The organism is Marinobacter sp. E2, assembly GCF_055755345.1.
Genome location: NZ_CM146911.1, coordinates 2,718,814 through 2,742,168 on the forward strand (window position 1 = coordinate 2,718,814; position 23,355 = coordinate 2,742,168).

Genomic DNA, 23,355 nt, shown 5'->3' on the forward strand with positions numbered 1-23,355 from the left:
GCCCAGCCCTGACAAAGAGGGATCACACAGGATTTAAAGCGTCACCGGGCCAAAAAACCCGGCACAAAACCGCCAGAATTTTACACGGTTGGCGGGCACAAAAAAACCGGAATACGAGGGTATTCCGGTTTAATTGAACTCACGGGGGAGGTTTATTTCGTGCCCTGGGGATCCCGCAGGTACTTCATGAAATCACCCTCGGAGTCGATCACCATGATATCGTCCTTGTTGGCGAACGAGTTCTGGTAGGCCGCCAGGCTCCGGTAGAAGCTGAAGAACTCGCTATCCTGACTGTAGGCGTCCGCATAGATCTGGGCGGCCTGACCATCACCCTCACCGCGCAGCTTCTCAGACTGGGAGAAGGCCTCGGCAAGAATAACCGTTTTCTGACGATCAGCATCGGCACGAATGCCCTCGGCCAACTCACGGCCCCGCGAGCGGTATTCCTGAGCCAGCTTCTCACGTTCGGTCGCCATGCGGCGGTAAACGTTATCACGCACCTGCTCGGGCAGCTCGATGGCCTTCACACGAATGTCCAGAACCCGGATACCGAACTCGCTGACCGAAGTCTGGTTCACCAGATCCTTCAGCTTGGCCATGAGTTCATCCCGCTGGCCGGAGACCACCTCGTGCATGGTACGCACACCAAACTCGTTCCGCAGGCCGTTATCCACCCGCGACAGCAGCAGGTTCTGGGCACGGAACTCATCACCACCGGTGGCCCGATAGAAGGTATCCACATCGGCAATCTGCCAGGCGATGTACGAATCCACGTCCAGGGGCTTCTTCTCGACGGTCAGGTACTGACGCGCCGGAAGGTCCATGGTCAGAACCCGTACATCAAACTTGCGCACTTCGTCGATCACCGGGACCTTGAAGTGCAACCCTGCCGGAATGTTGGTCTCGATCAGCTCACCAAACCGAAGCAGCACGCCACGGTGGGTTTCCGGGATGATGTAGACGCTCGAGGAGACCAGCAACAGAATGATGAGGGTGCCAGCGAGACCGATAATGCTTTTGGGACCCATGGTTATCTCCCTACTCTGGAGTTAGTCGACTGGCGGTTGCGAAGCTCCCGCAATACCTGATCGGTCAGGGACTGGAGGTCCACCTGCCCGGTCATGCTGCCTGCATCGCCGGCGCTTTCATTGCGACCGGCCGCCGCGCTCGCACCGGAGCGGGTAAGGCGATCCAGCGGGAGATACATCATGTTATCGCCGGACTTGGTGTCCACCAGAACCTTGCTGGAGCTGGCAAGCACGTTTTCCATCGCCTGCAGGTACATCCGGTTACGGGTAACCTCCGGCGAGCCTTCATAGACCTTCAGCAGGTCCAGATACCGGGCAGTTTCACCCTTGGCACGCTCAACCACCTGCGCCTTGTAAGCTGCCGCTTCTTCAATCATACGCTGGGCCTGGCCCCGGGCTTCCGGAACAACCCGGTTGCGGTAGGTTTCGGCCTCTTCCTTCAGCCGCTGCTCGTCTTCACGGGCACGCTGCACTTCGCGGAAGGCGTCCTGTACTGCCTGGGGCGGCTGGGTACTTTCAACGTTCACCCGCACCACCTCAAGGCCCGCACCATACTGCTTGAGGAAATTCTGGAGACGCTGCTCCACGTTGACCGCCAGCTCAACCCGGCCTTCCGTCAGGACGGCGTCAAGGGAGGCACTGCCCACTTCGTGACGGAGCGCACTGTCGGTCGCAAACGCAAGCGCCTGGTTGGAATCCCGCACGTTAAGCACGTAATCGCGAGCATTGCTGACCCGATACTGAACCTGCAGATCCACCGTCACCAGGTTTTCATCCTGGGTCAGCATCTGGCCGCTGGATTCCGCGGTCCGGACGTTGGTTACCCGCACCTTGGAAACGCTGTCGATAAGCGGCACCTTGAACCTCAGACCCGGGTTCTCGGTGGTGTGGTACTCACCGAAACGCAGCACCACTGCACGCTCCTGTTCGTCCACGGTATAAAAGGACTGGAACACGATATAGCCGACCACCAGAATGCCAGCCAAAGCCAGGATAGCACCGAAGCCACCGGCGCTTCCGCCGCCACTGCCGCTACCACCGGACTTACCGCCTTTGCCACCCAACATTTTGTTGAGTTTGTCCAGACCCTTTTTCAGTGCTTCGTCGAGGTCTGGCGGACCCTGATCATTGCCGCGCCGACCACCACCGGTTCCCCAGGGATCATTGTCGTTACGGTTTCCACCCGGTTCGTTCCAGGCCATAGTGCTCTCCGTTACTGACTTATAGATAGAATGGCTGCAAATACTAGGGATTTATGACCGCCCCGGCAATAGCTCCCGGGGTTTCAAGCACGTCGGGTATCAAGCCGAACGGCGCCTTCCTTCACACCGGCCCGGCTTAACAGCTGCAACCAGTCACGATTCTGCAGGCGAACCTCCAGGACCGAATCGCCGGTATCGCGGTGCTCTTCGCTGAGCACCGAGCCGGCTTCGTGCAGCAGTGCGCGCAACTTGCCATCCGCCGGCCCAAGCAACACAAAGTGATGCACCACGTCCTCGGCCAATCGCTCGACGATGGCGTCGTAGAGGCCATCAAGGCCCTCCCCCGTGACCGCCGAAACCCAGGCCCGCACCGGAACACCATCCTCGTTGCGCTCTACCCGGGGTGTAAAATTCTCCAGCAGGTCGATCTTATTGAACACCTGCAGTACCGGTATGCCGTCGGCGCCGATTTCCGCGAGCACTTCTTCCACCTGCTCCATATTCTCATCACGGCGCTCATCATGACTGTCGATGATGTGCAGCAGCAGGGTGGCTTGCGTGGTTTCCTCGAGGGTCGCCCGGAAGGCTTCCACAAGCTTGTGGGGCAGATGCCGGATGAAGCCCACGGTATCGGCCATTACGACCGGCCCGATATCCGGAAGTTCCAGGCGCCGGAGCGTAGGATCGAGGGTCGCAAACAGCTGATCTGCAGCATATACGGAGGAGGTGGTAATACGGTTGAACAATGTTGATTTGCCGGCGTTGGTGTAACCCACCAGTGAGACCGTTGGAATATCTGCACGCTGGCGCGCCCGACGGCCCTGATTACGCTGCTTGCGAACCTTTTCCAGGCGCTTGTGAATGGACTTTATGCGCTCTCTCAGCAAGCGACGGTCCGTCTCAAGCTGGGTTTCACCCGGGCCCCGGAGCCCGATGCCGCCCTTCTGCCGCTCCAGGTGGGTCCAGCCCCGGACCAGGCGCGTTGACATATGTTCCAACTGGGCCAGCTCTACCTGCAGCTTACCCTCGTGGGTTCGGGCGCGCTGGGCAAAGATATCGAGGATGACGCCGGTGCGATCAAGCACCCGGCACTTGAGCTCCTGCTCGATATTACGCTCCTGACGGGGGCTCAGGGCATGATTGAAGAGCACCACATCGGCCTCATGGGCCGCGACGGCGTCCCGGACTTCCTCCAGCTTGCCTTCGCCCACAAAAAAACGGGGGCTTGGCTGCTTGCGGGAGCCGGTAACGGTACCGACCGGATCCACTCCCGCGGAAGTGACCAGTTCCCGGAACTCACCGGGATCTTCCGACCCATCGTGGTCGGTGAAATCGATGTGGACAAGGATGGCGCGCTCGCCGACATCTGGACGTTCAAACAATTGGCATCAACTCCGGAACAATCAAATCAACAAGGGTATAAAAACAAACACCCGCGGCCGTCCGACCCTTTGCAGGGTCTTCCGGAACGCGGGTGGTAAGGCCGGAAAGCCGGGAGACTCAGTCTTCAGACTCGCCCTCTCCTCCCGGCGCCTGCTGAGGAATGCGAACATTACGTGCAGGAACCACGGTGGAAATGGCGTGCTTGTAGACCATCTGGCTGACAGTATTTTTCAGCAAAATCACGAACTGGTCGAAAGACTCGATCTGGCCCTGAAGCTTGATACCATTGACCAGAAAGATAGAAACCGGAATGCGTTCCTTGCGCAAGGCGTTGAGGTAAGGGTCTTGTAACGAATGCCCTTTTGACATGTGTTTTCTCCTGTTTTTAGTAAATGCAGATCGTCATAATTCAAAATTAAATGTGGTGCGAAGTCGGATTTTTTTCAAGGCGGCTTCAATGACAAGTTCGTCACTGCTGTCCAGCCAGTCCACGTCGGACCACTTTCGCAACCAGGTCAACTGCCGCTTGGCCAGTTGGCGGGTTGCTGCCACTCCCTTGCCAACAAAGGTCTGATAATCATCCTCCCCGGACAGGTAACTCCAGGCCTGACGATAACCGACACACCGCATGGAAGGGAGTTCAGGGTGCAGATCTTCCCTGAGCATCAGTGCCCGCACCTCATCGAGAAAACCCGCCTCGAGCATTTGCATAAAGCGTTGGCGAATTCGCTCATGAAGCACTCGCCGGTCTGGGGGCACGATGGCAAGCTGTACAACAGTATACGGAAGCGAAGGTGTTTCGTCTGCCTGCCAGCGGGTGAAATAGGTGTAATCCTCAATATCGCGATCCTGCTTCACACTTGCTACCTGCCGCTCTGATCCTGATTCGGCTTGCCAGAATTCGGAGATGGGCTTTCCGGTGAGGCGCCACACCTCCAGGGCCCGCAACAGCCGTTGGCGATTGTTGGGGTGAATCCTCTCCGCCGCTACCGGGTCGTGGGCGCTGAGCTCGCGGTGCAGAGCCTCCCAGCCCCGGGTCTCGGCCTCCTGCTCCAGCGTCCGGCGCAGCTCCGGACTGGCGGCCGGCAAACCCGACATGCCGTGCAGCAGTGCCTTGAAGTACATCATGGTGCCACCAACCAGCAACGGAATTCGGCCAGCCGCCGTAATCTCCGCCATGGCCGCCAGGGCGTCCCGGCGAAAATCCGCAGCTGAATAGGTCTCGGCCGGATCGCATATGTCGATGAGCCGGTGCGGGGCTCGTGACAACTCTTCGGGACTTGGCTTGGCAGTGCCGATATCCATGTCCCGGTAAATCATGGCCGAATCCACACTGATGATGTCGCAGGGCAGGCGCTCGCATAGCGCCACGGCGAGATCGGTCTTTCCGGACGCCGTCGGCCCCATCAGGAAAATGGCCGGGGGCAGAGCCACCTCAACGACCCCGCAGGAACAGTTTGTCCAGTTCGGACAGGGTGACCAGAGTCCAGGTTGGCCGGCCGTGGTTGCACTGGCCACTGCGCTCGGTTGCCTCCATGTCACGGAGCAACGAATTCATTTCCGGGATGGTGAGCTGCCGGTTGGCACGTACCGACCCATGGCACGCCATCGTGCCCAGTAGCTCGTGTGTGACGGCTTCAACCCGGTCGCTCTGGCCATGTTCGATCAGGTCCGCCAGCACGTCCCTTACCAGCTGCTCGGTGTCGGCACCGCGCAACAACGCCGGAACCTGCCGCACCGCCAGGGTTTCCGGCCCGATGCGCTCGATCTGCAGGCCAAGCTTTTGCAGTTCCTCACCGTGACTTTCGGTAAGCGCGGCCTCTTTCTGGCTGACGGCCAGGGAAATGGGTACGAGCAGCGGCTGGCTTTTCAGATCCTGTTCGGCCAGTGCCCGCTTCATGCGCTCGTAGGTGATTCGCTCATGGGCCGCGTGCATGTCCACCACAATCAGGCCGGCACGGCCCTGGGCCAGGATGTAAATCCCGTGCAGCTGGGCAATCGCGTAGCCCAACGGAGGCTCCTGATCACTGTCTGCGGGCGGCGTCGGCATGGGCGCAACCGGAGTCTCGGTTACCGGCATGGCCTGCTGGCCTTCGCTGCCACCGCCGGCGTTCAGCGACTGGTAGAATGCCATCTGGTCACTGGCGCGCCACTCCTGTTGCGGTTGTTGCTGACGTCCATACCCGTTCCCGGCATCCGCCGACGCCCTGTAGTCAGGTACCGCCGGCTGTCCGTTCCAGGATTCGCCGGCAGAAGCGCCTGTTGTCGGCATGGCCTGCTGCGAGCCGACCGCTGCCTCGCGCCCGAAGGACTGGGCCACGGCACCCCGGAGATGGTCATCCGGGCGAACGTCCGCCAACGCCTTGTGTAGCGTCCTGAAGATGAAATCGTGCACCAGACGGCCATCACGGAAGCGGACTTCGTGCTTGGTGGGGTGAACGTTGACGTCGACCGTTGCGGGATCGACCTCCAGGTAAAGCACAAACGCCGGGTGCCGGTTATTGTACAGCACGTCCCGATAAGCCTGGCGCACGGCGTGGGCCACCAACCGGTCCCGGATCACGCGGCCATTGACGAAAAAATACTGCAGGTCCGCCTGGCTGCGCGAAAAGGTCGGCAGGGCCACCCATCCCCAGAGCCTGAGCCCGGTTGCCTCGGCGTCGATCACCACGGCGTTGTCGATGAATTGCTGGCCACACAGGGCTCCGATCCGACGCTCACGATCCAGCGGCGATTCCGCAGGCCGTAAACTCTGTAACACGCGCTGGTTATGGCGAAGAGTAAACCCGGTATCGAAACGGCTCAGGGCCTGCCGTCGCAAGCACTCTTCCACATGATTGAATTCGGTTTTCTCGGTACGCAGGAACTTGCGTCGCGCGGGGGTATTGAAGAACAGGTCACGCACTTCCACAGTGGTGCCAACCGGGTGCGCAGCGGGCGATATCCGCGCGTCCATTTCCCGACCTTCCACTTCCACCCGCGACGCGGCTTCCTGGGCTTCTGTTCGCGATGTGAGCGTGAGCCTGGAAACCGAACTGATGCTGGCCAGGGCCTCACCCCTGAACCCCAGAGAGGCCACCGCCTCCAGGTCATCCAGACTGGCAATCTTGCTGGTGGCATGGCGGCTGAGCGCCAGGGGCAGGTCGTCTTCGGCGATACCGCTGCCATCATCACGGACCCGGATCAGCTTCACGCCACCCTGTTCGATCTCGACATCGACCCGGCCGGCACCGGCATCCAGGGCGTTCTCAACCAGTTCCTTGACGACAGACGCAGGTCGCTCCACCACCTCGCCCGCGGCAATCTGGTTCGCGAGCCGTGGTGACAGCAATCGAATGGAGGGCATGTTGCGGAAAAACCTCTTGATCAGGACGCGGGGATACGAATGGTTTGCCCTACCATAACACGGTCGTCCCGAAGGTCGTTAAACTGCATCAGCTCGCTGACGGTTGTCTGGTTTTTCCTGGCCACGCCGGAGAGGGTGTCACCCCGCTGGATCCGGTAGTGACTGACACCGCCACCACTCTGGCCATTCTGCTTCTGCCAGGCCAGCAGGGTGCCGGGAGGCGGCGTTTTCTGGAAGTAATTATCGATCCCGCCCATGATCGCCTTCGCCAGCCGGGTGCGATACCACTCGGTGGACAGGTTCTTTTCTTCCTGCGGATTGGAAATAAAACCCGCCTCGACCAGGATCGAGGGAATATCCGGGGACTTGAGCACCGCGAAAGCGGCCTGTTCCACCCCGGGCTTGTGAAGTTCAGCCACTCCGCCGAGCTGGCCCAGCACGGAGCTGCCAACGCCCAGGCTGGCATTAATGCTTGCGGTCATGGACAGGTCCAGCAGCACACCGGCAAGGGTGTCGTCGCGGCCGTCGAGGGACAGGCCGCCAGCGCCACCAATCAGGTCGGAACGGTTCTCACTGTTGGCGAGCCAGCGGGCCGTTTCACTGGTGGCCCCCCGCTGAGACAGCGCAAACACGGACGCCCCCTTGGGTTGTGGCGTACGGAAGGCATCCGCATGTACCGACACGAACAGGTCGGCATTGTATTTGCGCGCCAGGATGGTTCGGTTGCGCAGGCCAATGTAATAGTCCCCTGTGCGGGTCAGCTTGGCGGTGTAACCCGGTTGCTGATTGATCAGATCTGACAGGGTTTTCGCCATCTTCAGCACCACGTCTTTCTCGCGGGTTCCCCGGGGCCCGATGGCACCCGGATCTTCGCCGCCATGACCGGCATCGATGACCACAATGATATCGCGCTTGCCACTGGCGTCCTGCGTGACCGTTGGTGCGGTCGCCTTCTCAATGCGACTCCCGCCCTCGTCAATGAGGTCGACCACCAGCCGGTGGCCGTACTGCTGGTTGGGCTCAAGCTGGAAGCTGCGCGGCTTGATGTCAGACTTCAGATCGAGCACCACCCGCAGATCGTTGCCATTGCGTGGAGCGCTACGAATCCGCTTGATAGGGCTACCTTCAAGATCGAGAGCCGAAAAATCGGCTTTCAGGCTGGTGTTCTTGAGGTCAATCACCAGGCGGGCAGGCCCGGACAGTGAGAAAATGTTGTGATCCACCTCACCACCGGTGTCGAGCACCAGCCGGGTGTGATCGGGCGCAGGCCAGATCCGGGCCCCTTCCACCAGTGTCCGGGCCATGAGAGGCAAAGAAACCAGCGTGACCAGCACCAGAACCAGCGTCCGCGAAATAATGGATGTTTTGATTGCCATACAGCCTACCTGCCCCTCACAGATTGCAATCCGATCAGCGACCGGCGCCAACCTTTTCCAGTCCTTCAAGTACGTTCAAGCCTCGCTCGGAGTGGGCCGTGATCAGTGCTCTGCGACCATCTGCCTGTAACTCCAGGTGCAACGCCAGATCCGGCTCGGGCAACACCCCTTCGCCGCGGCCTGGCCACTCCACCAGACACAGGTTGTCGCCAGCAAAATAATCCCGGATGCCCATGTATTCCAGCTCTTCCGGATCACCCAGACGATACAGGTCAAAGTGATAGGCCACAGGCCTCAAGTCTTCATAGGGCTCCACCAGGGTGTAGGTCGGGCTCTTGACCGCCCCCTCATGCCCCAGGCCCCGCATCACCCCCCGGCTCAGCGTGGTTTTGCCCATGCCCAGGTCACCTTCCAGGTAAACCACCAGGCCCCGCCCGGAGGTTGCCACACGGCGTGCGAGCTCACGGCCAAGCTGCTCGGTTTCCGCCTCATTGGCAAGAAACACACGACATTCGTTACCCGCAGCACTCATAAGACCGCTCTCATACGTCTTCCCGTTCCCGGCCTGGTTCAGATTCGCTGTAAACCCGCGGCAGCGTATCAATCACATCGTTCGGTATCAGACCCATGAATCCCCGGGATTCCGATGCCAGATCGGCGGCACGAAGATGCGCGGCGGCGCCCAGCACCGCAGCACGTGCCGGGTCGCCAAGCTGGCCATACAGGGCGCCAACAATGCCTGACAGCACATCCCCCATACCGCCTGTGGCCATTCCGGGGTTGCTGCCGCTGACAATATCCACCGGTTCGCTTCCTGAGGCAACCACAGTTCCAGCCCCCTTCAGCAACACCGTGCCTCCGTAGAGTGAGTGCAGCCTGGAGCACGCCCGCAAACGATCGGATTCCACTTCAGGCACCGAGCAGTTCAACAACCGGGCCGCTTCACCCGGATGTGGCGTCAGAATCTGGTTCTCTGCCGGCACGGCCACTCTGGCCGCCAGCAGGTTCAGGGCGTCGGCATCCAGTACCCGGTTCTTACCACTGGCAATTACCTGTTCCAGCATCTGCTGCCCCCAGGCGCTGCGCCCAATACCCGGGCCGCACACCACCACCGAAGCGCTGGCCAGCAGCGGCGGCAACTCAGAACCGTGAATCAGTCCATGCACCATCACTGACGGGCACCGGGACAAGGCCGCCGAGACATGCTCGGGGCGGGTAGCCAGCGAAACCAGGCCAGCGCCTGAACGAAGCGCCGCCTCGGCTGCCAGCAATCCGGCACCGCCAAATCCCCGATCACCCGCCACCACCAGCACGTGACCGAACCGCCCCTTGTGGGCATTGACGGGCCGTTGCGGCAGCCAGTTGCGAATTCTTACCCAGTCCCGGCGCATGGCAACCGGTGTCTGGCCGCTGACCGGTATCGCCGACTCCGTGCCCAGGCCCTCGAACACCACTTCACCAGCGGCGGCAACGCCTTCGCCGGTAAACAGCCCGGCTTTCAGACCAATGAAAGTCACCGTCATCGCAGCGCGGATTACCTGACCCTCCGCAGCGCCGGTGGTCGCGTTCAAACCGGAAGGAAGATCCACCGCCAACACTGGCGCCGGCGAGTTGTTGCAGCGGTCGATCAGGTCGGCAAAGGGCGCCCGGGGCGCGCCGGAGACGCCGGTACCCAGCATGGCGTCAACAATCAGTCCGGCCTGCACGAACAGCGTTTCCAGGGCAGATTCATCCAGCTCGCCGAGAGAGACAACATCAACCCCGTCGGCCAGTGCTTTCTGCCAAGCCTTGCGGGCGTCACCAGACAGTTTTTCCGTGGGCGCAACGGCAACACATGACACGTCCAGGCCATGGCGCCGGGCATTGGCGGCAACCAGGTAACCGTCACCGCCGTTGTTGCCCGCACCACACAGCACGAGAACCCGGCCGCAGTCACGCCAGTGGCGAACGAGCCTGCGAAAAGCCGCATGGGCTGCTGACTGCATGAGGTCGAAGCCGTCTACGCCCTGCTGCTCGATGACGTAGCGGTCAATTAGCCGCACCCCATCGGCGGAAAACAGTGCGTCTGGTAAACTGTGAAGCTCAGACGGCGGCATACAGCCCTGCTCCCGTTACAGAAACCGGTTTAAGAAAAATGGCCAGATACCTGTAAAGCATAGCAAAACAGGAGAAAAGGTCATAACTTAATCAAATTAAATATCTGTACCCGAACGTCAGAGCGCCCGCTCCTCAACCACCCTTGCTACCGGCAGAATCATGAGTGCCACAGCTTCCAGCAACACAACACACCCCGAACTCGCTGATTTGCCAGCACTTATACGGCAGTGGGCGCGCGATCTGGGGTTTGCCGACGTGGGCATCACCACGCCGGACACGGGAGAGCACGCCCGGCATTTGCAGGATTGGCTGGCCGAAGGCTACCAGGGCGATATGGATTACATGGGGCACCATGGTGACAAACGCTACACGCCAGACTCCCTGGTGCCCGGCACCCGCCGGGTGATCTCGGTGCGAATGGACTATCTACCGGCACCGGACAACCCGAAACAAGCACTCACTGACCGGGAATCCGCCTATGTGACGCGCTACGCGCTGGGACGCGACTACCACAAGCTGATTCGCAAGCGGCTGGCGCAACTGGCTGCGAAAATTGATGCCGCCCTAAGCGGCTACGACTACCGGGCATTCGTGGACAGTGCGCCGGTGCTGGAGCGGGCACTGGCGCAGCGTGCCGGGCTGGGGTGGATTGGCAAGAACAATATGCTGATCCATCCGAAAGCCGGCTCGTTTTTCTTTCTGGGAGAGATTTTCACCAGCGCACCGCTGCCAACGGATCCGCCGTTTGAAACCGACCACTGCGGCAGCTGTTCGGCCTGCCTGGACCTGTGCCCCACCGAGGCGTTCGTGGGTCCTCACAAGCTGGATGCCAGGCGCTGCATCAGTTACCTCACCATCGAGTTCCGGGGCAGTATTCCTGAAGAGCTTCGGCCCCTGATGGGCAACCGGGTATTCGGCTGCGATGACTGCCAGCTGGTATGTCCCTGGCAGAAGTTCAGCAAGCCCACGGAGGAAAAGGATTTCCAGCCTCGCCACGGGCTGGACAACAGCACCCTGGCCGAACTGTTTCTGTGGACGGAGGAGCAGTTCCTGAAACGCACTGAGGGCTCGGCCATCCGGCGCACCGGCTATGAGGGCTGGCTGAGGAATCTGGCCGTGGGGCTGGGTAACGCGCCCTCAACCATCCCAGTGATCGAGGCACTCAAGCAACGGGCGGACCACCCCTCGGAGCTGGTCCGCGAACACGTTCGCTGGGCCTTGCGGCGGCATGGTCTATAGCTTGAAGAATTCCTGCCGGTAGTGGCGCAGTTCGTTGATGGAGTCGCGGATATCATCCAGCGCCAGGTGACTGCCTTTTTTCTGAACGCCCTTGAGTACGTCCGGGCGCCAGCGGCGGGCCAGTTCCTTGATGGTGGAAACGTCCAGGTTCCGGTAGTGGAAGTAGTTTTCCAGTTCGGGCATGTATTTCACGAGGAAGCGACGATCCTGGCCGATGCTGTTGCCGCACAGGGGCGACTGGCCTTTCCCGACGTGCTTTTTCAGGAACTCGAGGGTTTGCTGTTCGGCCTGCGCCTCGGAGATGTCACTTTCCCGGACTCGCCTGGTCAGCCCGCTTTCGCCGTGGGTACGGGTGCACCATTCGTCCATGGCATCCAGCAGGCTATCGGGCTGGTGCACGGCGATCACCGGGCCTTCGGCCACGATGTTCAGCTCTGAATCGGTGATGATGGTGGCCATTTCGATGATCCGCTCTTTTTCCGGATCCAGGCCGGTCATTTCAAGATCGATCCATACCAGGTGGTGGTTTTCTGCCATTTCTTTACATCCCAGCCTTTACGTTTCGGAGTAGGCAGGGGCGGGGAGCGTCTTTCCGGGAAACGCTACGAGCACATCCATGTGCGCTTGGCGCCGGCCATCCCTGGCCGGCGACATTCCCGGAAAGACGCTCCCCACCCCTGCCCATACACTTGGAGGTATATGAGAAGGTAGGGTGCTCGCAGACTTCACGTCTGTCAGACGCCCTGATTTGTCTGTGTATTGTGACTGATTAACGTATGATGTAACACCTCACGAACCCAAACACGGTACGCGCTCGATACATGGCAAAACGGCGACTGAACAAACAGCAGCAATTCCGCATCCGGAAAGTCCAGGAGGAGCGGGCGGCCCGGGCGGCGCGGCGGGAGAAGAAGGTTCAGGAACAGGCCGAGGCCGGTGAACTGGGGCCGGAGCAGGAGGGGTTGGTGATTGCCCACTACGGGCAACAACTGGATGTGGAGGCCCTGGAGGGCGAGCACACCGGCGAGGTGGTTCGGTGTTTCGTGCGGGCCAATATCGACAGTCTGGTTACCGGCGACACCGTGGTCTGGCGTCCGGGAAAAAACGAGTCCGGCGTCATCGTGGCCCGGGGAGAGCGCAGGAACCTGCTGCAGCGACCGGATAATTTCGGTGCCCTGAAGCCGGTGGCGGCGAACATTGACCACATCATTCTGGTGATCGCGCCGGAACCGGAGCCCCATGACAATCTGATTGATCGGTACCTGGTGGCCTCTGAGATCACCGACATTCCTGCCGTTATCCTGTTGAACAAGACCGATCTGATTACCGATAGCAACCGGCAGGCGATTGACGCACTGCTCGAGCGTTACGAGGCGCTCGGCTATGAGGTGGTGCGCACGTCCGCGGCCGAATCCGGTGATCGGCCTTCGCCGGAGGTGGAGCGTCTGGTGCGGGAGCAGACCAGTGTGTTCGTAGGCCAGTCCGGGGTGGGCAAGTCGTCTATCATTCAAACGCTGATGCCGGATGAGAGCATTCGGGTGGGTGCCGTGTCGGAAAGCACCGGCAAGGGTGTCCATACCACCACGACCGCCAAACTGTTCCATCTTCCGATTGGTGGGGAGTTGATTGATTCACCGGGCATCCGGGAGTTTGGCCTGTGGCACATGACACCGCAGGAGATCGAATACGGGTTCCGGGAGATCCGGGATCTGATTGGTCACTGCCGGTTCCGCAACTGCCGGCACATGGGCGATCCGGGTTGCGCGATCGATGCGGCAGCCGAGGCCGGCAAGATCAGCGAGGCGCGCCTGAAGAGTTTTCACCGTATCCTGCAGGATATGGCCGAGCAACAGGCCCGGGGGCTGAAAGCGGACTGATCTTTTATCAGAACACCCGCTCAGGCCAGCTGCTCACACTACCAGTTCAGCTCACCCGGCGCCGGCTCCGGTTTTTCCTGAAGCCACTCCCCGCTTTCCAGACGCTCTCGCGCGGCTTCCTGCTCTTCTTCCGTGGGTTGGGTCAGGTCTATCAGGGGCTCATCGGCCTGGCCGGCGCTGTTCTGGATGTCATCCACCGTCTTTTTATTCAGCACGATGATGGAGATGCGCCGGTTGACCGGCGCGGTCGGGTCGTCCTTGTCAAACAGTACCGAATCACTCAGGCCCACCACCCGGGCAATCTGTTCCTGACGCACGCCACCGGCAACCAGGGCGCGCCTCGCCGTGTTGGCGCGATCGGCGGAGAGCTCCCAGTTGGTATAGCCCGGGCGGCCGCCGAAAGGCGTGGCGTCGGTATGGCCGGTGATGCTGAGCTTGTTGTTGACCGACCCGAGGGTTTTAGCCAGCTCGAACAGGATGTCCTGGGAGTAATACTTCAGCTGGGCCCGACCGCTGTCGAACATGGGACGCCCCGAGCGGTCCACAATCTGGATGCGCAGGCCTTCGTCGGTAATATCGATCAGCAACTGGTCCTTGAACTCCTGCAGGGTTTCGTTCTGCTCGATACGCTCTTTCAGCTCCTGGAACAGCTCCTCCATTCGCCGTTGTTCAAGCGTCTCCGCAAGGTCGTCCACCACCTGGTCTTCAATCTGGATCTGATTAGGATCCATGTCGGTGCTGGTTTCTTTAACCACCGAGGCACTGCCCTCAAGGTCCACCGGGTTGGGCGAACCACCTTCTGTAAAGCCGACGGGATCACGGAAGTAGCCTTCCACAGCGCGCTTCTGCTCGGGCGAGGCGGTTGCCGTTAACCAGAGCACCAGGAAGAACGCCATCATGGCGGTCGCGAAATCCGCAAACGCAACTTTCCAGGAGCCGCCGTGATGGCCACCGACCACTTTCTTCTTGCGTTTGATGATGATTGGCTGTTCTTCCACGAATCGGCTCCGGAATCAGCGGGGATCGGGTTTACTTGGAGCGAACGTGATCGTTCAGTTCCTGGAAACCGGGTCGTTTGTCAGTGGGCAGTGCCTTGCGACCGAATTCGATGGCCATCTGCGGTGCCTGACCGGAAACCGTTGCAACCACCGAGGCTTTGACACACTCGTAGGCCTTGAGCTCGTACTTCGCGGCGTGCTCCATGGCAATGGAGGTGGGCCCGACAAAGCCATAGCCCATGAAGATACCCAGAAAGGTGCCCACAAGGGCAGCGGCCACGCTCAGGCCGATTTTCTCCGGGCCCTCGCTCATGAAATTCATGGTAATCACGATACCCAGCACCGCGGCGACAATACCCAGGCCCGGCAGGGCATCAGCAATCTTGTTGACGGCATGGGCGGGCTCTTCGATTTCATGATGGCGACTGTCGATTTCGTTCTCCATCATGCCTTCCAGCTCGTGGGCAGCCATGTTGCCAGAGCTGATGATACGCAGGTAATCCGTGATAAACGCCAGCAGCTCTTTCGATTTCATGATCGCAGGGTAGCGGGTAAAGATCTGGCTCGACTCCGGGTTATCAATGTCTTCCTCGATGGCCATGACACCCTGCTTTCGGGACTTGTCGAAAATCTCGTACAGCAGGCTGAGCAGATCCATGTAAAAGGACTTGTTGAAGGGAGACCCGGTGAGCAACTGCAGGCCACGACTGAACGTTTCCTTGAGGGTATGCACCGGGTTGGCAATGATAAAGGAACCCAGGGCAGCACCGAAAATGATCAGCACTTCTGTTGGTTGCCAGAGCACCATCAGATTGCCGCCGTGGAGAACATAGCCAGTAAAGACACTGGCAACAACAATAAGTCCGCCGATGATCAGTAACATGGTAAGAAGGAGCGCCTTATAGTCTTGGTTATAGGCCGGAGCCGGAAGCAAACACGCCAAAGGTGACCTGATAATAGCAAGGCCATGGGCCAACCGCGAAGCCGTGAAACAATTTCTATACAGGTGGCAGTCTTTGGTAAACTTCGCGGCTTTGAGCGCAAAGGATCACTTTTAATGTTCGACAAGCTTTTTGTTCTGAGCCAGTACCTCACGCCGCAACTGGGTATTTCCCGCCTGGTCGGTCGTCTGGCCGACAACGACCGCAACCCCGCGCTCAAGAACCGGGTGATCAAATGGTTTATCGGCCGCTATGGCGTAGACATGAGCGAAGCGGCCGAACCGGATCCTGAAGCCTACCCAACCTTCAACGCGTTTTTCACCAGAGCGCTGAAACCGGGCCTGCGCCCGCTCGCCGAAGGCGAAAAAACCCTGGTCAGCCCTGTCGACGGCGCCATCAGCCAGCTGGGGCAGGTTACCGGGGATCGCGTCTTCCAGGCCAAGGGCCAGACCTTCAGCCTCAGCGAACTGCTTGGCGGCGACGAGGTCACCACGGCACCGTTTGCGGGGGGCGAATTCTCCACCATTTACCTGGCACCCAAAGACTACCACCGCATTCACATGCCGATGGCTGGCAAGCTCAGGGAGATGATCCATATTCCCGGCAAGCTGTTCTCGGTCAACCCGGTAACGGCGGAGAACGTGCCCAACCTGTTCGCCCGCAACGAACGGGTTGTGTGCCTGTTCGACACCGAGGCGGGCCCGCTGGCCATGGTTCTGGTCGGCGCGATGATTGTCGGCAGCGTGGAAACCCGTTGGGCCGGCGTTGTGGTACCCACAAGCCAGGGTGTTACAGCGACCCGCTACGAAGGCGACGATGCACGGGAGTTTGCCAAGGGCGAGGAAATGGGACGTTTCCGCCTGGGCTCTACCGTCATTCTTGTGATGCCTGAGGGCGCCGTATCCTGGAACAGTGACCAGGTGGCCGGCAAAACCGTGCGCATGGGCGAGGCCTTCGGCACGCTGTCCTGACCGGTTTCGCCTTTACGAGCGCCGGAAAGCCGTCAGGCCCGGTCGAAGGGAAACGCCAGCACCTCGCGGATATCCGTCGTTCCGAGCTTTAGCATCAACAGCCGGTCCAGCCCCAGAGCAACCCCCGAGCAGTCCGGCAGCCCATGATCAAGGGCTGCCAGAAACGCTTCGTCCACCGCCATTTCGGGTTTGCCCAGACGGCGGCGCTGAGCGTTGTCGGCCGCAAACCGTTGCCGCTGCTCCGCAGGCTCGGTCAGTTCCCAGTAACCGTTGCACAACTCGAGGCCGTCAATGTAAAGCTCGAACCGGTGTGCGGTGGCTTGCCCGTCTGCCTGTGAGATCCTTGCCAGGGACGCCTGCGATGCCGGATAACCCGTGATGAACACCGGCTGACCGCCCTGCCCCAGATTCGGCTCCACCGCAAAGCTCATCAACAGGTCCAGTACGCCGTCCCGGTCCAGATCTGCCAACTGCTCCACCTCCAGCCACTGCTCGCCACGCCTGCGAAGATCACGGTCGGTGGCGCTGTAGGGGTCGATACCGGCCCAGCGGCGCATGGCTTCCCCGTAAGTGATCAGCCCAGGCCGCTCACAGCCCAGCCAACCACACACCAGGTCTGCCACTTCGGCCATCAACGACCGGTCGTCAAACCCTGGCCGGTACCATTCCAGCATGGAAAACTCGGGGTTGTGCCGACGCCCCTGCTCGCCGTTGCGAAACACCCGGGACACCTGATAAATCGGACCGGAACCGGCGGCCAGCAGACGCTTCATGTGATATTCGGGCGATGTCTGCAGCCACCCGCCGCTGCGGGCGCCGGCGCTTGCCAGAGCGGCAACACCGTCGAGATTCGGATCAGTGACGCCGAACTGGCCGAGCACCGGGGTCTCCACCTCCAGCACCCCCCGTTGCGCAAAAAAGCCGCGCACAAAGGCCAGTAATTGTGCGCGGCTTTTCAGGGCGCCCTGCGAGGCAGCGGGCTGCCAGACAGGTTGGTCAGTCATCTCAGGCTCAGCTGCTCTTGACCCGGCTGACGTATTCGCCGGAGCGGGTATCTACCTTCAGCACTTCGCCAATGGTGATGAAGAGGGGAACGTTCACCACGGCACCAGTGGAAAGGGTTGCCGGCTTGGAGCCACCCTGGGCGGTATCGCCTTTCATGCCCGGGTCGGTATCCACCACTTCCAGCTCGACAAAGTTGGGCGGCGTTACCGACAGGGGTGCGCCGTTGTAGAGGGTCACGGTGTACACGTCCTGCTCTTTCAGCCACTTGACGGTGTCGCCCACCGCTTTGGCGTCGGCCGGATACTGCTCGAAGGAACCGTCGGTCTTCATGAAATGCCAGAACTCGCCATCGGTGTACAGGTATTCCATGTCCTGATCGAGGACATCCGCGGCTTCCAGGCTTTCGCCGGACTTGAAGGTGCGCTCCCAGACCCGGTTGGTCATCAGGTTACGCAGCTTGACGCGGTTGAACGCCTGCCCCTTTCCGGGTTTTACAAACTCGTTCTCGAGAATGATGCAGGGGTCGCCATCGAGCAAAACCTTAAGACCGCCGCGAAATTCGTTGGTAGAATATGAAGCCATGAAATGTCCACCTGACAAAATGCTGTTTAAAATTCGAAGGGCGATATGATACAGCGAACCCCCGCCCGTATAGAAGCCCACCTTTCCGACCACGAGCAGCGCAGCTGGCAACAGCTGTTGTCGCAGTCGGTGACCACACCGGAAGAGCTCCTCCGGCGACTCGAACTGCCCGAGACTCCCTGGCTGTCCGGTGCAAGAGCGGGCCATCGGCTGTTTCCGCTCCGGGTACCGGAACCGTTCCTGGCGCGCATGGAAAAAGGCAACCCGGCCGATCCGCTGCTACGCCAGGTGCTGCCACTGCAGGAGGAAACCCTGGAAGCGCCGGGATTCGTCAGCGACCCACTGCAGGAAGCCGACGCCATCGCCAGCCCCGGGCTGATCCGGAAATATCGCAGCCGGGCGCTGCTGATGGTAACCGGTCAGTGCGCTGTTAACTGCCGCTACTGCTTCCGGCGACATTTTCCGTATGAGGAGCAACGGTTATCACCGGAAGATCGGCAGCGGGTGATCAACACCCTCGCCGGCAGCCCGGAAATCAACGAAGTCATCTTCAGTGGCGGCGACCCGCTGGCTGTCAACGATCGCCTCCTGGCCCAATGGGCTGCCGCCATCAGTGGCATTTCCCATATCCGCAGACTCCGGCTGCACACCCGCCTGCCGGTGGTGATTCCCCAGAGGGTTTGCGATGAATTGGTGAAGTGGCTGTCCACAACTCCGCTGCAGATAGTGATCGTACTGCACATCAATCACCCGGCGGAAATAGACGGTCCGACCCGACGCGCGCTCGGCTACCTCAGGGCTACCGGTGCGACCCTGCTTAACCAGGCCGTCATCCTGCGGGGCGTCAACGACCAGGTCCCGGTACTGGAGTCACTGAGCGAGAGCCTGTTCGATGCGGGCGTTCTGCCCTATTATCTCCACACCTTCGATCCGGTGGCCGGCGCGCACCACTACGAAGTGCCCGACGACGAAGCCCGGGCATTGGTGCGGGAGCTTCTGACCCGCCTGCCTGGATTCCTGGTGCCGCGACTGGTTCGGGAGCTTCCTGGCGAAGCCAGCAAGACCCCGATCAACCTGTTCCCGTGACTGGCATCGCAAAAAGCAACGGAATTTCACTTGTCAAAGATTGTGAACTCGTGATCTTCTCGCTTTTTGAGACTGGTTTGCTACCTTAAAGTCCAGTAACGTTAAAGATAAAAACATGTATTTATGGCGTTTTCCTACCGGCAACCCGTCTCCCGAGCGGACACTGGCCGGGCAGGGCCAGGCCTGGAATACCCCCGATGTCGATAGTGGCGTGACCGAATGGAAGGTATGACCCTGAAACCAGATCTCCGCGTTCCCGAGCAGAAAACGGCCAGCCTGTCGTTCTGCGACACCACGCCCAAGGCCTTCCGGACCTGGATCGATCAATTGCCGATGGCCAATATCGGTGAGGTATCCCGCCAGCTTTACCATGCGATTATCGAGCTGAATCACCTGTTTCTGGCGCCACAACAGAGACTCCAGTTTCTGGAACTGATCCGGGAAAAAATTCATTTTGTCTGCAGCGAGCTCTCCCGACACTACCTGGGACTCGCGGTTGCACTGCCGGAAAAGCAGCGGAAAATCGCCAACCTGTCCCAGGCCCTGCAGCTGCACCTGGCCGGGGGTTATAAACTGTGCCTGCTGGAGTTCATCGATAACGGTGGGCTGGAGAAAAACCGGCGGCAGATTGCCACGGCCGCGCATCGGGCCATTTCCGAACTGTCCGCCACCATTCTCAGGTCACACCAGCTCTACTGTCCCAGCCCGGCCCAGAGCTGGCTGGAGTGCCACCGCTTGTATCGGTTCGCCCATCGCAACAAGCTGTCAGTGGTACAGGTGGATGACGACACCCTTCAGCATCGCCGGTCCAGCTCGGTGGCGGACAGCTACAAACGCATTCTCCTGTTGGGTTGCGCCCGTCCAAACCAGCTTCGCCAGGCTGAACTGCTGCAGGTGTACGAGCTGTTCGAGGTATGGACCGAGCACACCCGCTGCGGCCCGGATATCGGTGATGACAGCCTGTTTGTCGTGAACATGGAGCGTGATACTCCGCCCTGTTACCGGAGCCTGCTGGACCAGAAGCCCGGCGATGAGAGCTTTGGCTTTGACACCCGCGATCTCTCCACCATGCTGTCGGAAACGCTCCATGCCCGCCGCCAGCAGAAAGAGGCAGAGAATGATCTGGCCGTGCCGGCAAAGGTCAGCGACACCCTTCTGACTCACCTGAGCCAGGCCCTGGGCATTCTTGCCAAACGTAACTTCAACCGGATCAGCAGCCAGGGCTCCCTGGAAATCTGTGTTGGCCTGACTTCGGCCCACTACTTCATTTCCGGCGAGAAAACCTTTACCGAATTCGTCAACGGCAACGACACCGGCCACCACGACGAAGAAAACCTGTTCGTGCGCACTGCCCGTCAGAAACAGGATGCCTGGTCAGGCGCCCATGACGCGGCGCCCGCCGATGATCGGCTGGTATCGGCCGACACGCCCATCAACTTCAAGGGCAATTACGGCAACTCCCAGTCGCCGTCGACGGATCGCAACCGGCCCCGGGCTTACCAGGCGCTGCTGGTGAACACCAGCCCCGGTGGCTACTGTGTGGCCTGGGAAAGCAACGTGCCGCCCTCTCTGCAGGCTGGCGAGGTACTGGGTGTTCGCGAGCATCGCTCCCATCCCTGGAGCGTGGCGGTTGTGCGCTGGATCCGTCAGATCAAGAACCAGGGCACTCAGGTAGGCATCGAGCTACTCGCCCCGAGTGCCGCGCCCTGCGGTGTGCGACTGATCCAGAAAGTCGGCAACAGCAGCGAGTATCTCCGCGGACTGCTGTTGCCGGAAATCAGCGTGGTCAACCAGTCCGCCACCCTGATCACGCCCAGGCTGCCATTCCAGTCAGGCAGCCGGATCTCGCTTCTGCATGATGGGCGCGAGGACCAGGGCCAGCTGTCGCGCCGGGTGTCCTCAACCGGCAGCATCAGCCAGTTTGAGCTGAAGCTGCAGAACAACGCAGCGTTCACCCCGGGCGCTCCGGCCACGCCCTCCGGAGCCAGCGAGGATGAGTTCGATTCGCTCTGGCCATCGCTCTGAACTTGCCAAACTGAGAGGCCGTGTCTGCTGCGGGGTTGTTATTGATCCGCAACCCCTGCATCATTCAGCGTTGGTGAATGAACAGTGCATCACGAGACACCTGACGAATGCAGAAAAAGAACGCGACCGTACACCTGCTGATTCTTGATCCGTCCCAGAACGACGCCGAATCGCTGGTCAGCCTGCTCCGGAACTCCGGAAAAGCCACCAGGGCCCACCGCATTACCTCCGAGGAAGACCTGGAAGAAACTCTCAAGTCGGGCAACTGGGACCTGCTTCTGGCCCGGGACCTGGAGCAGGAGTTCTCTGCAGACGATGCCCTGGCCATGATCCGCCGCATGGACAAGGATATTCCCTTCATCCTGCTCACCGAGCAGGAAAGCCGGGAGCGTACGGTTGCCATGATCAAGGCGGGCGCCCAGGACACCGTCCCCTTCGAATACACCGACATGCTGGTACTGGTGGTCAATCGTGAGCTGGCCGCCCTGGAGGAACGCCGGCGTCGCCGGGTTCTCGAGTCCCATTTGCGAGAGGCCGAGCAACGCTGTCAACTGCTGCTGGAAAGCTCGAAGGACGCCATTGCCTACATCAACGACGGCATGCACATTTATGCCAACCAGTCTTATATGGAGTTCCTTGGCTACGACGACATCGATGAGCTGATCTGCATTCCGGTGCTCGACACACTCACGCCGGAGAGCCAGGAAAAGTACAAGGAATTCATGAAGGCCTTCGCAGAGAAAGGCGAAGACGGCATGACCCTCAACTGCACCGCCCGTCGCAGTGATGACCACGAACTGAGTGTCACTATGTCGGTTTCGGCCGCCACCTATGACGGCGAAGCCTGCACCCAGATCGTCCTGCAGCCTGAACACAGCGATGCAGAACTGGAGGAAAAGCTGCGGCAGATCAGTAGCCAGGACCTGCTGACCGGACTCTACAACCGGCAGTATCTGATGGACGCCCTGGCCGAAGCCATTGGTCGGGCCGGCAAGAACAATGAGACTGGCGCCCTTGCCTACATTGCCCTGGACAATTTCATGGGCATGAAGAGCCAGGTGGGTATCGCCGGCGCTGATTTGCTGCTCGGCGATCTGGCCAACCTGCTCAAGGAACAGGCGGGCGATGGCTTCGTGCTGGCGCGCCTGAGTGACGATGCCTTCAGCCTGCTCTGCCAGCCCTGTGACGAAAAAACCATGGCCGATATCGCCGAGCGGGTGCGCAAGGCGGTTGAAGACCATCTGTTCGACATCAACGGCCGTACCGTGCAACTGACACTGAGTATCGGTGTGGCCGCCATAACCGAGAATTCTCCCAAGGCGGAAGAGCTGATGGCCCGGGCCCACGTAGCTTCGGCGGAAGTGCGCAAGCTGGAAGGCCACAGCGAGGGCAACGGCGTGGTGGTATACAACCCGGCAGACTTCGAGGATCTCGACGAGAACAACTCGGTTGAAGCGATCCAGAAAGCGCTTGAGGAAAACCGCTTCCGCTTGCTGTTCCAGCCGATCATCAACCTGCGTGGCGAGGGTGAGGAACACTACGAGGCGTTCGTTCGCATGCTCGACAAGGACGACGAAGAGGTTTCACCCTACGACTTCCTGCCGCCCATGGGGCCGAGCGACACCGCCATCAAGATTGATCGCTGGGTCATCCTCCAGACCATCAAGCAACTGGCCAGCCACCGGTCCCGCGGACACGATACCCGCCTGTTCCTGAACATCACCGCGGAAACCCTCCAGGACAAGACCTTCACGCCCTGGCTGAGCGTCGCCCTGAAGGCCGCGCGCCTGCCCGGTGACTCCCTGATCTTCCAGATTCGTGAAGGCGACGCCAACAACTACATGAAGCAGGCCAAGGAGTTCACCAAAACCGTGCACGAACTGCACTGCAAGGTGTCCATTTCCCAGTTTGGCTGCGCCCTGAACCCTTTCAACACGCTCAAACACATCGACACAGACTATGTGAAAATTGACGGCTCCTTCACCGAGGAGATCCAGAAGAGCGAGGAAGCAAAGAACGAGGTCAAGGAAATGGTCAAGAGCCTGCAGTCAAACGGCAAGCTCACCATCATTCCCCTGGTGGAGAATGCCGGCGTTCTGGCGACACTCTGGCAGGCCGGCGTCAACTACATCCAGGGCTACTACCTGCAGGCTCCGGTACCGGAGATGAACTACGATTTCGGCGACCACTGAGCCGAAA

Annotated in this window: 20 protein-coding genes; 6 read left to right on the forward strand and 14 right to left on the reverse strand. The window is 60.3% G+C overall.

The features are described from left to right. Positions 1–152 precede the first annotated feature (152 nt). The 9 genes from hflC to AC0J1C_RS12435 all read right to left on the reverse strand — a co-directional run bounded on the left by hflC (position 153) and on the right by AC0J1C_RS12435 (position 10,431). Positions 153–1,028, reverse strand: coding sequence for a protease modulator HflC (gene hflC, locus AC0J1C_RS12395; protein ID WP_473044157.1), 876 nt, complete (start codon positions 1,026–1,028; stop codon positions 153–155). Between the two features lie 2 nt (positions 1,029–1,030). Next, positions 1,031–2,230 carry an FtsH protease activity modulator HflK gene (hflK, locus tag AC0J1C_RS12400; protein ID WP_375192197.1) on the reverse strand — a complete coding sequence of 400 codons (1,200 nt, stop codon included), beginning with the start codon at positions 2,228–2,230 and terminating at the stop codon, positions 1,031–1,033. Positions 2,231–2,313: 83 nt separating this feature from the next. Further along, a complete protein-coding gene (hflX, locus tag AC0J1C_RS12405) occupies positions 2,314–3,612 on the reverse strand; it encodes a ribosome rescue GTPase HflX (RefSeq protein WP_375192196.1) in 1,299 nt (432 codons plus the stop codon). A gap of 118 nt (positions 3,613–3,730) precedes the next feature. Beyond that, positions 3,731–3,982, reverse strand: coding sequence for an RNA chaperone Hfq (hfq, locus tag AC0J1C_RS12410; RefSeq protein WP_008170056.1), 252 nt, complete (start codon positions 3,980–3,982; stop codon positions 3,731–3,733). 33 nt (positions 3,983–4,015) lie between these two features. Continuing rightward, complete coding sequence (gene miaA, locus AC0J1C_RS12415; protein WP_473046548.1) at positions 4,016–5,020, reverse strand: tRNA (adenosine(37)-N6)-dimethylallyltransferase MiaA; 1,005 nt, start codon at positions 5,018–5,020, stop codon at positions 4,016–4,018. 28 nt (positions 5,021–5,048) lie between these two features. After that, positions 5,049–6,959, reverse strand: coding sequence for a DNA mismatch repair endonuclease MutL (mutL, locus tag AC0J1C_RS12420; protein ID WP_375192195.1), 1,911 nt, complete (start codon positions 6,957–6,959; stop codon positions 5,049–5,051). A 20-nt stretch (positions 6,960–6,979) separates the two neighbouring features. Further along, on the reverse strand, positions 6,980–8,263 hold the full coding sequence (locus AC0J1C_RS12425; RefSeq protein WP_473046550.1) for an N-acetylmuramoyl-L-alanine amidase: 1,284 nt from the start codon (positions 8,261–8,263) through the stop codon (positions 6,980–6,982). 106 nt (positions 8,264–8,369) lie between these two features. After that, positions 8,370–8,867, reverse strand: coding sequence for a tRNA (adenosine(37)-N6)-threonylcarbamoyltransferase complex ATPase subunit type 1 TsaE (tsaE, locus tag AC0J1C_RS12430; RefSeq protein ID WP_375192194.1), 498 nt, complete (start codon positions 8,865–8,867; stop codon positions 8,370–8,372). Between the two features lie 10 nt (positions 8,868–8,877). Continuing rightward, positions 8,878–10,431: an NAD(P)H-hydrate dehydratase gene (locus tag AC0J1C_RS12435; protein ID WP_473044158.1), complete on the reverse strand. Its 1,554-nt coding sequence runs from the start codon at positions 10,429–10,431 to the stop codon at positions 8,878–8,880. A 160-nt stretch (positions 10,432–10,591) separates the two neighbouring features. Here AC0J1C_RS12435 and queG point away from each other — a divergent pair, with 160 nt between their 5' ends. Then, complete coding sequence (gene queG, locus AC0J1C_RS12440) at positions 10,592–11,671, forward strand: tRNA epoxyqueuosine(34) reductase QueG (RefSeq protein ID WP_473044159.1); 1,080 nt, start codon at positions 10,592–10,594, stop codon at positions 11,669–11,671. Here queG and orn read toward each other — a convergent pair. Then, a complete protein-coding gene (orn, locus tag AC0J1C_RS12445; RefSeq protein ID WP_375192191.1) occupies positions 11,666–12,208 on the reverse strand; it encodes an oligoribonuclease in 543 nt (180 codons plus the stop codon). The genes queG and orn overlap by 6 nt on opposite strands. A gap of 284 nt (positions 12,209–12,492) precedes the next feature. Here orn and rsgA point away from each other — a divergent pair, with 284 nt between their 5' ends. Beyond that, positions 12,493–13,548 carry a small ribosomal subunit biogenesis GTPase RsgA gene (gene rsgA / locus AC0J1C_RS12450; RefSeq protein WP_473044160.1) on the forward strand — a complete coding sequence of 352 codons (1,056 nt, stop codon included), beginning with the start codon at positions 12,493–12,495 and terminating at the stop codon, positions 13,546–13,548. A gap of 38 nt (positions 13,549–13,586) precedes the next feature. Here rsgA and motB read toward each other — a convergent pair whose 3' ends face one another. Next, entirely contained in the window at positions 13,587–14,546 is a 960-nt protein-coding gene (motB, locus tag AC0J1C_RS12455; protein ID WP_473044161.1) for a flagellar motor protein MotB, read from the reverse strand. 31 nt (positions 14,547–14,577) lie between these two features. Further along, positions 14,578–15,429 carry a flagellar motor stator protein MotA gene (gene motA / locus AC0J1C_RS12460; RefSeq protein ID WP_375192188.1) on the reverse strand — a complete coding sequence of 284 codons (852 nt, stop codon included), beginning with the start codon at positions 15,427–15,429 and terminating at the stop codon, positions 14,578–14,580. Between the two features lie 174 nt (positions 15,430–15,603). Here motA and asd point away from each other — a divergent pair, with 174 nt between their 5' ends. Beyond that, a complete protein-coding gene (gene asd, locus AC0J1C_RS12465) occupies positions 15,604–16,458 on the forward strand; it encodes an archaetidylserine decarboxylase (protein ID WP_473044162.1) in 855 nt (284 codons plus the stop codon). 32 nt (positions 16,459–16,490) lie between these two features. Here the strand turns inward: asd and epmA are convergent, their stop codons facing one another. Both epmA and efp read right to left on the reverse strand, forming a co-directional pair. Further along, complete coding sequence (epmA, locus tag AC0J1C_RS12470; RefSeq protein ID WP_473044163.1) at positions 16,491–17,462, reverse strand: EF-P lysine aminoacylase EpmA; 972 nt, start codon at positions 17,460–17,462, stop codon at positions 16,491–16,493. Positions 17,463–17,469: 7 nt separating this feature from the next. Beyond that, entirely contained in the window at positions 17,470–18,045 is a 576-nt protein-coding gene (gene efp, locus AC0J1C_RS12475) for an elongation factor P (protein WP_375192185.1), read from the reverse strand. Positions 18,046–18,090: 45 nt separating this feature from the next. Here efp and epmB point away from each other — a divergent pair, with 45 nt between their 5' ends. From epmB to AC0J1C_RS12490, 3 genes are all read left to right on the forward strand, one after another. Continuing rightward, on the forward strand, positions 18,091–19,131 hold the full coding sequence (gene epmB, locus AC0J1C_RS12480; protein WP_473044164.1) for an EF-P beta-lysylation protein EpmB: 1,041 nt from the start codon (positions 18,091–18,093) through the stop codon (positions 19,129–19,131). Positions 19,132–19,350: 219 nt separating this feature from the next. Next, a complete protein-coding gene (locus tag AC0J1C_RS12485; RefSeq protein ID WP_375192183.1) occupies positions 19,351–21,156 on the forward strand; it encodes a GTPase in 1,806 nt (601 codons plus the stop codon). Between the two features lie 107 nt (positions 21,157–21,263). Continuing rightward, positions 21,264–23,348, forward strand: coding sequence for an EAL domain-containing protein (locus AC0J1C_RS12490; RefSeq protein ID WP_473044165.1), 2,085 nt, complete (start codon positions 21,264–21,266; stop codon positions 23,346–23,348). Positions 23,349–23,355: the final 7 nt, after the last annotated feature.

Coding starts and splice junctions, on each gene's coding strand:
- efp (WP_375192185.1), bottom strand. CDS start 18,045: ATGGCTTCATATTCTACCAACGAATTTCGCGGCGGTCTTAAGGTTTTG.
- asd (WP_473044162.1), top strand. CDS start 15,604: ATGTTCGACAAGCTTTTTGTTCTGAGCCAGTACCTCACGCCGCAACTG.
- epmA (WP_473044163.1), bottom strand. CDS start 17,462: ATGACTGACCAACCTGTCTGGCAGCCCGCTGCCTCGCAGGGCGCCCTG.
- AC0J1C_RS12485 (WP_375192183.1), top strand. CDS start 19,351: ATGGAAGGTATGACCCTGAAACCAGATCTCCGCGTTCCCGAGCAGAAA.
- tsaE (WP_375192194.1), bottom strand. CDS start 8,867: ATGAGTGCTGCGGGTAACGAATGTCGTGTGTTTCTTGCCAATGAGGCG.
- hflK (WP_375192197.1), bottom strand. CDS start 2,230: ATGGCCTGGAACGAACCGGGTGGAAACCGTAACGACAATGATCCCTGG.
- hfq (WP_008170056.1), bottom strand. CDS start 3,982: ATGTCAAAAGGGCATTCGTTACAAGACCCTTACCTCAACGCCTTGCGC.
- AC0J1C_RS12490 (WP_473044165.1), top strand. CDS start 21,264: ATGCAGAAAAAGAACGCGACCGTACACCTGCTGATTCTTGATCCGTCC.
- orn (WP_375192191.1), bottom strand. CDS start 12,208: ATGGCAGAAAACCACCACCTGGTATGGATCGATCTTGAAATGACCGGC.
- motA (WP_375192188.1), bottom strand. CDS start 15,429: ATGTTACTGATCATCGGCGGACTTATTGTTGTTGCCAGTGTCTTTACT.
- mutL (WP_375192195.1), bottom strand. CDS start 6,959: ATGCCCTCCATTCGATTGCTGTCACCACGGCTCGCGAACCAGATTGCC.
- epmB (WP_473044164.1), top strand. CDS start 18,091: ATGATACAGCGAACCCCCGCCCGTATAGAAGCCCACCTTTCCGACCAC.
- hflC (WP_473044157.1), bottom strand. CDS start 1,028: ATGGGTCCCAAAAGCATTATCGGTCTCGCTGGCACCCTCATCATTCTG.
- AC0J1C_RS12425 (WP_473046550.1), bottom strand. CDS start 8,263: ATGGCCCGGACACTGGTGGAAGGGGCCCGGATCTGGCCTGCGCCCGAT.
- miaA (WP_473046548.1), bottom strand. CDS start 5,020: ATGGGGCCGACGGCGTCCGGAAAGACCGATCTCGCCGTGGCGCTATGC.
- rsgA (WP_473044160.1), top strand. CDS start 12,493: ATGGCAAAACGGCGACTGAACAAACAGCAGCAATTCCGCATCCGGAAA.
- AC0J1C_RS12435 (WP_473044158.1), bottom strand. CDS start 10,431: ATGCCGCCGTCTGAGCTTCACAGTTTACCAGACGCACTGTTTTCCGCC.
- queG (WP_473044159.1), top strand. CDS start 10,592: ATGAGTGCCACAGCTTCCAGCAACACAACACACCCCGAACTCGCTGAT.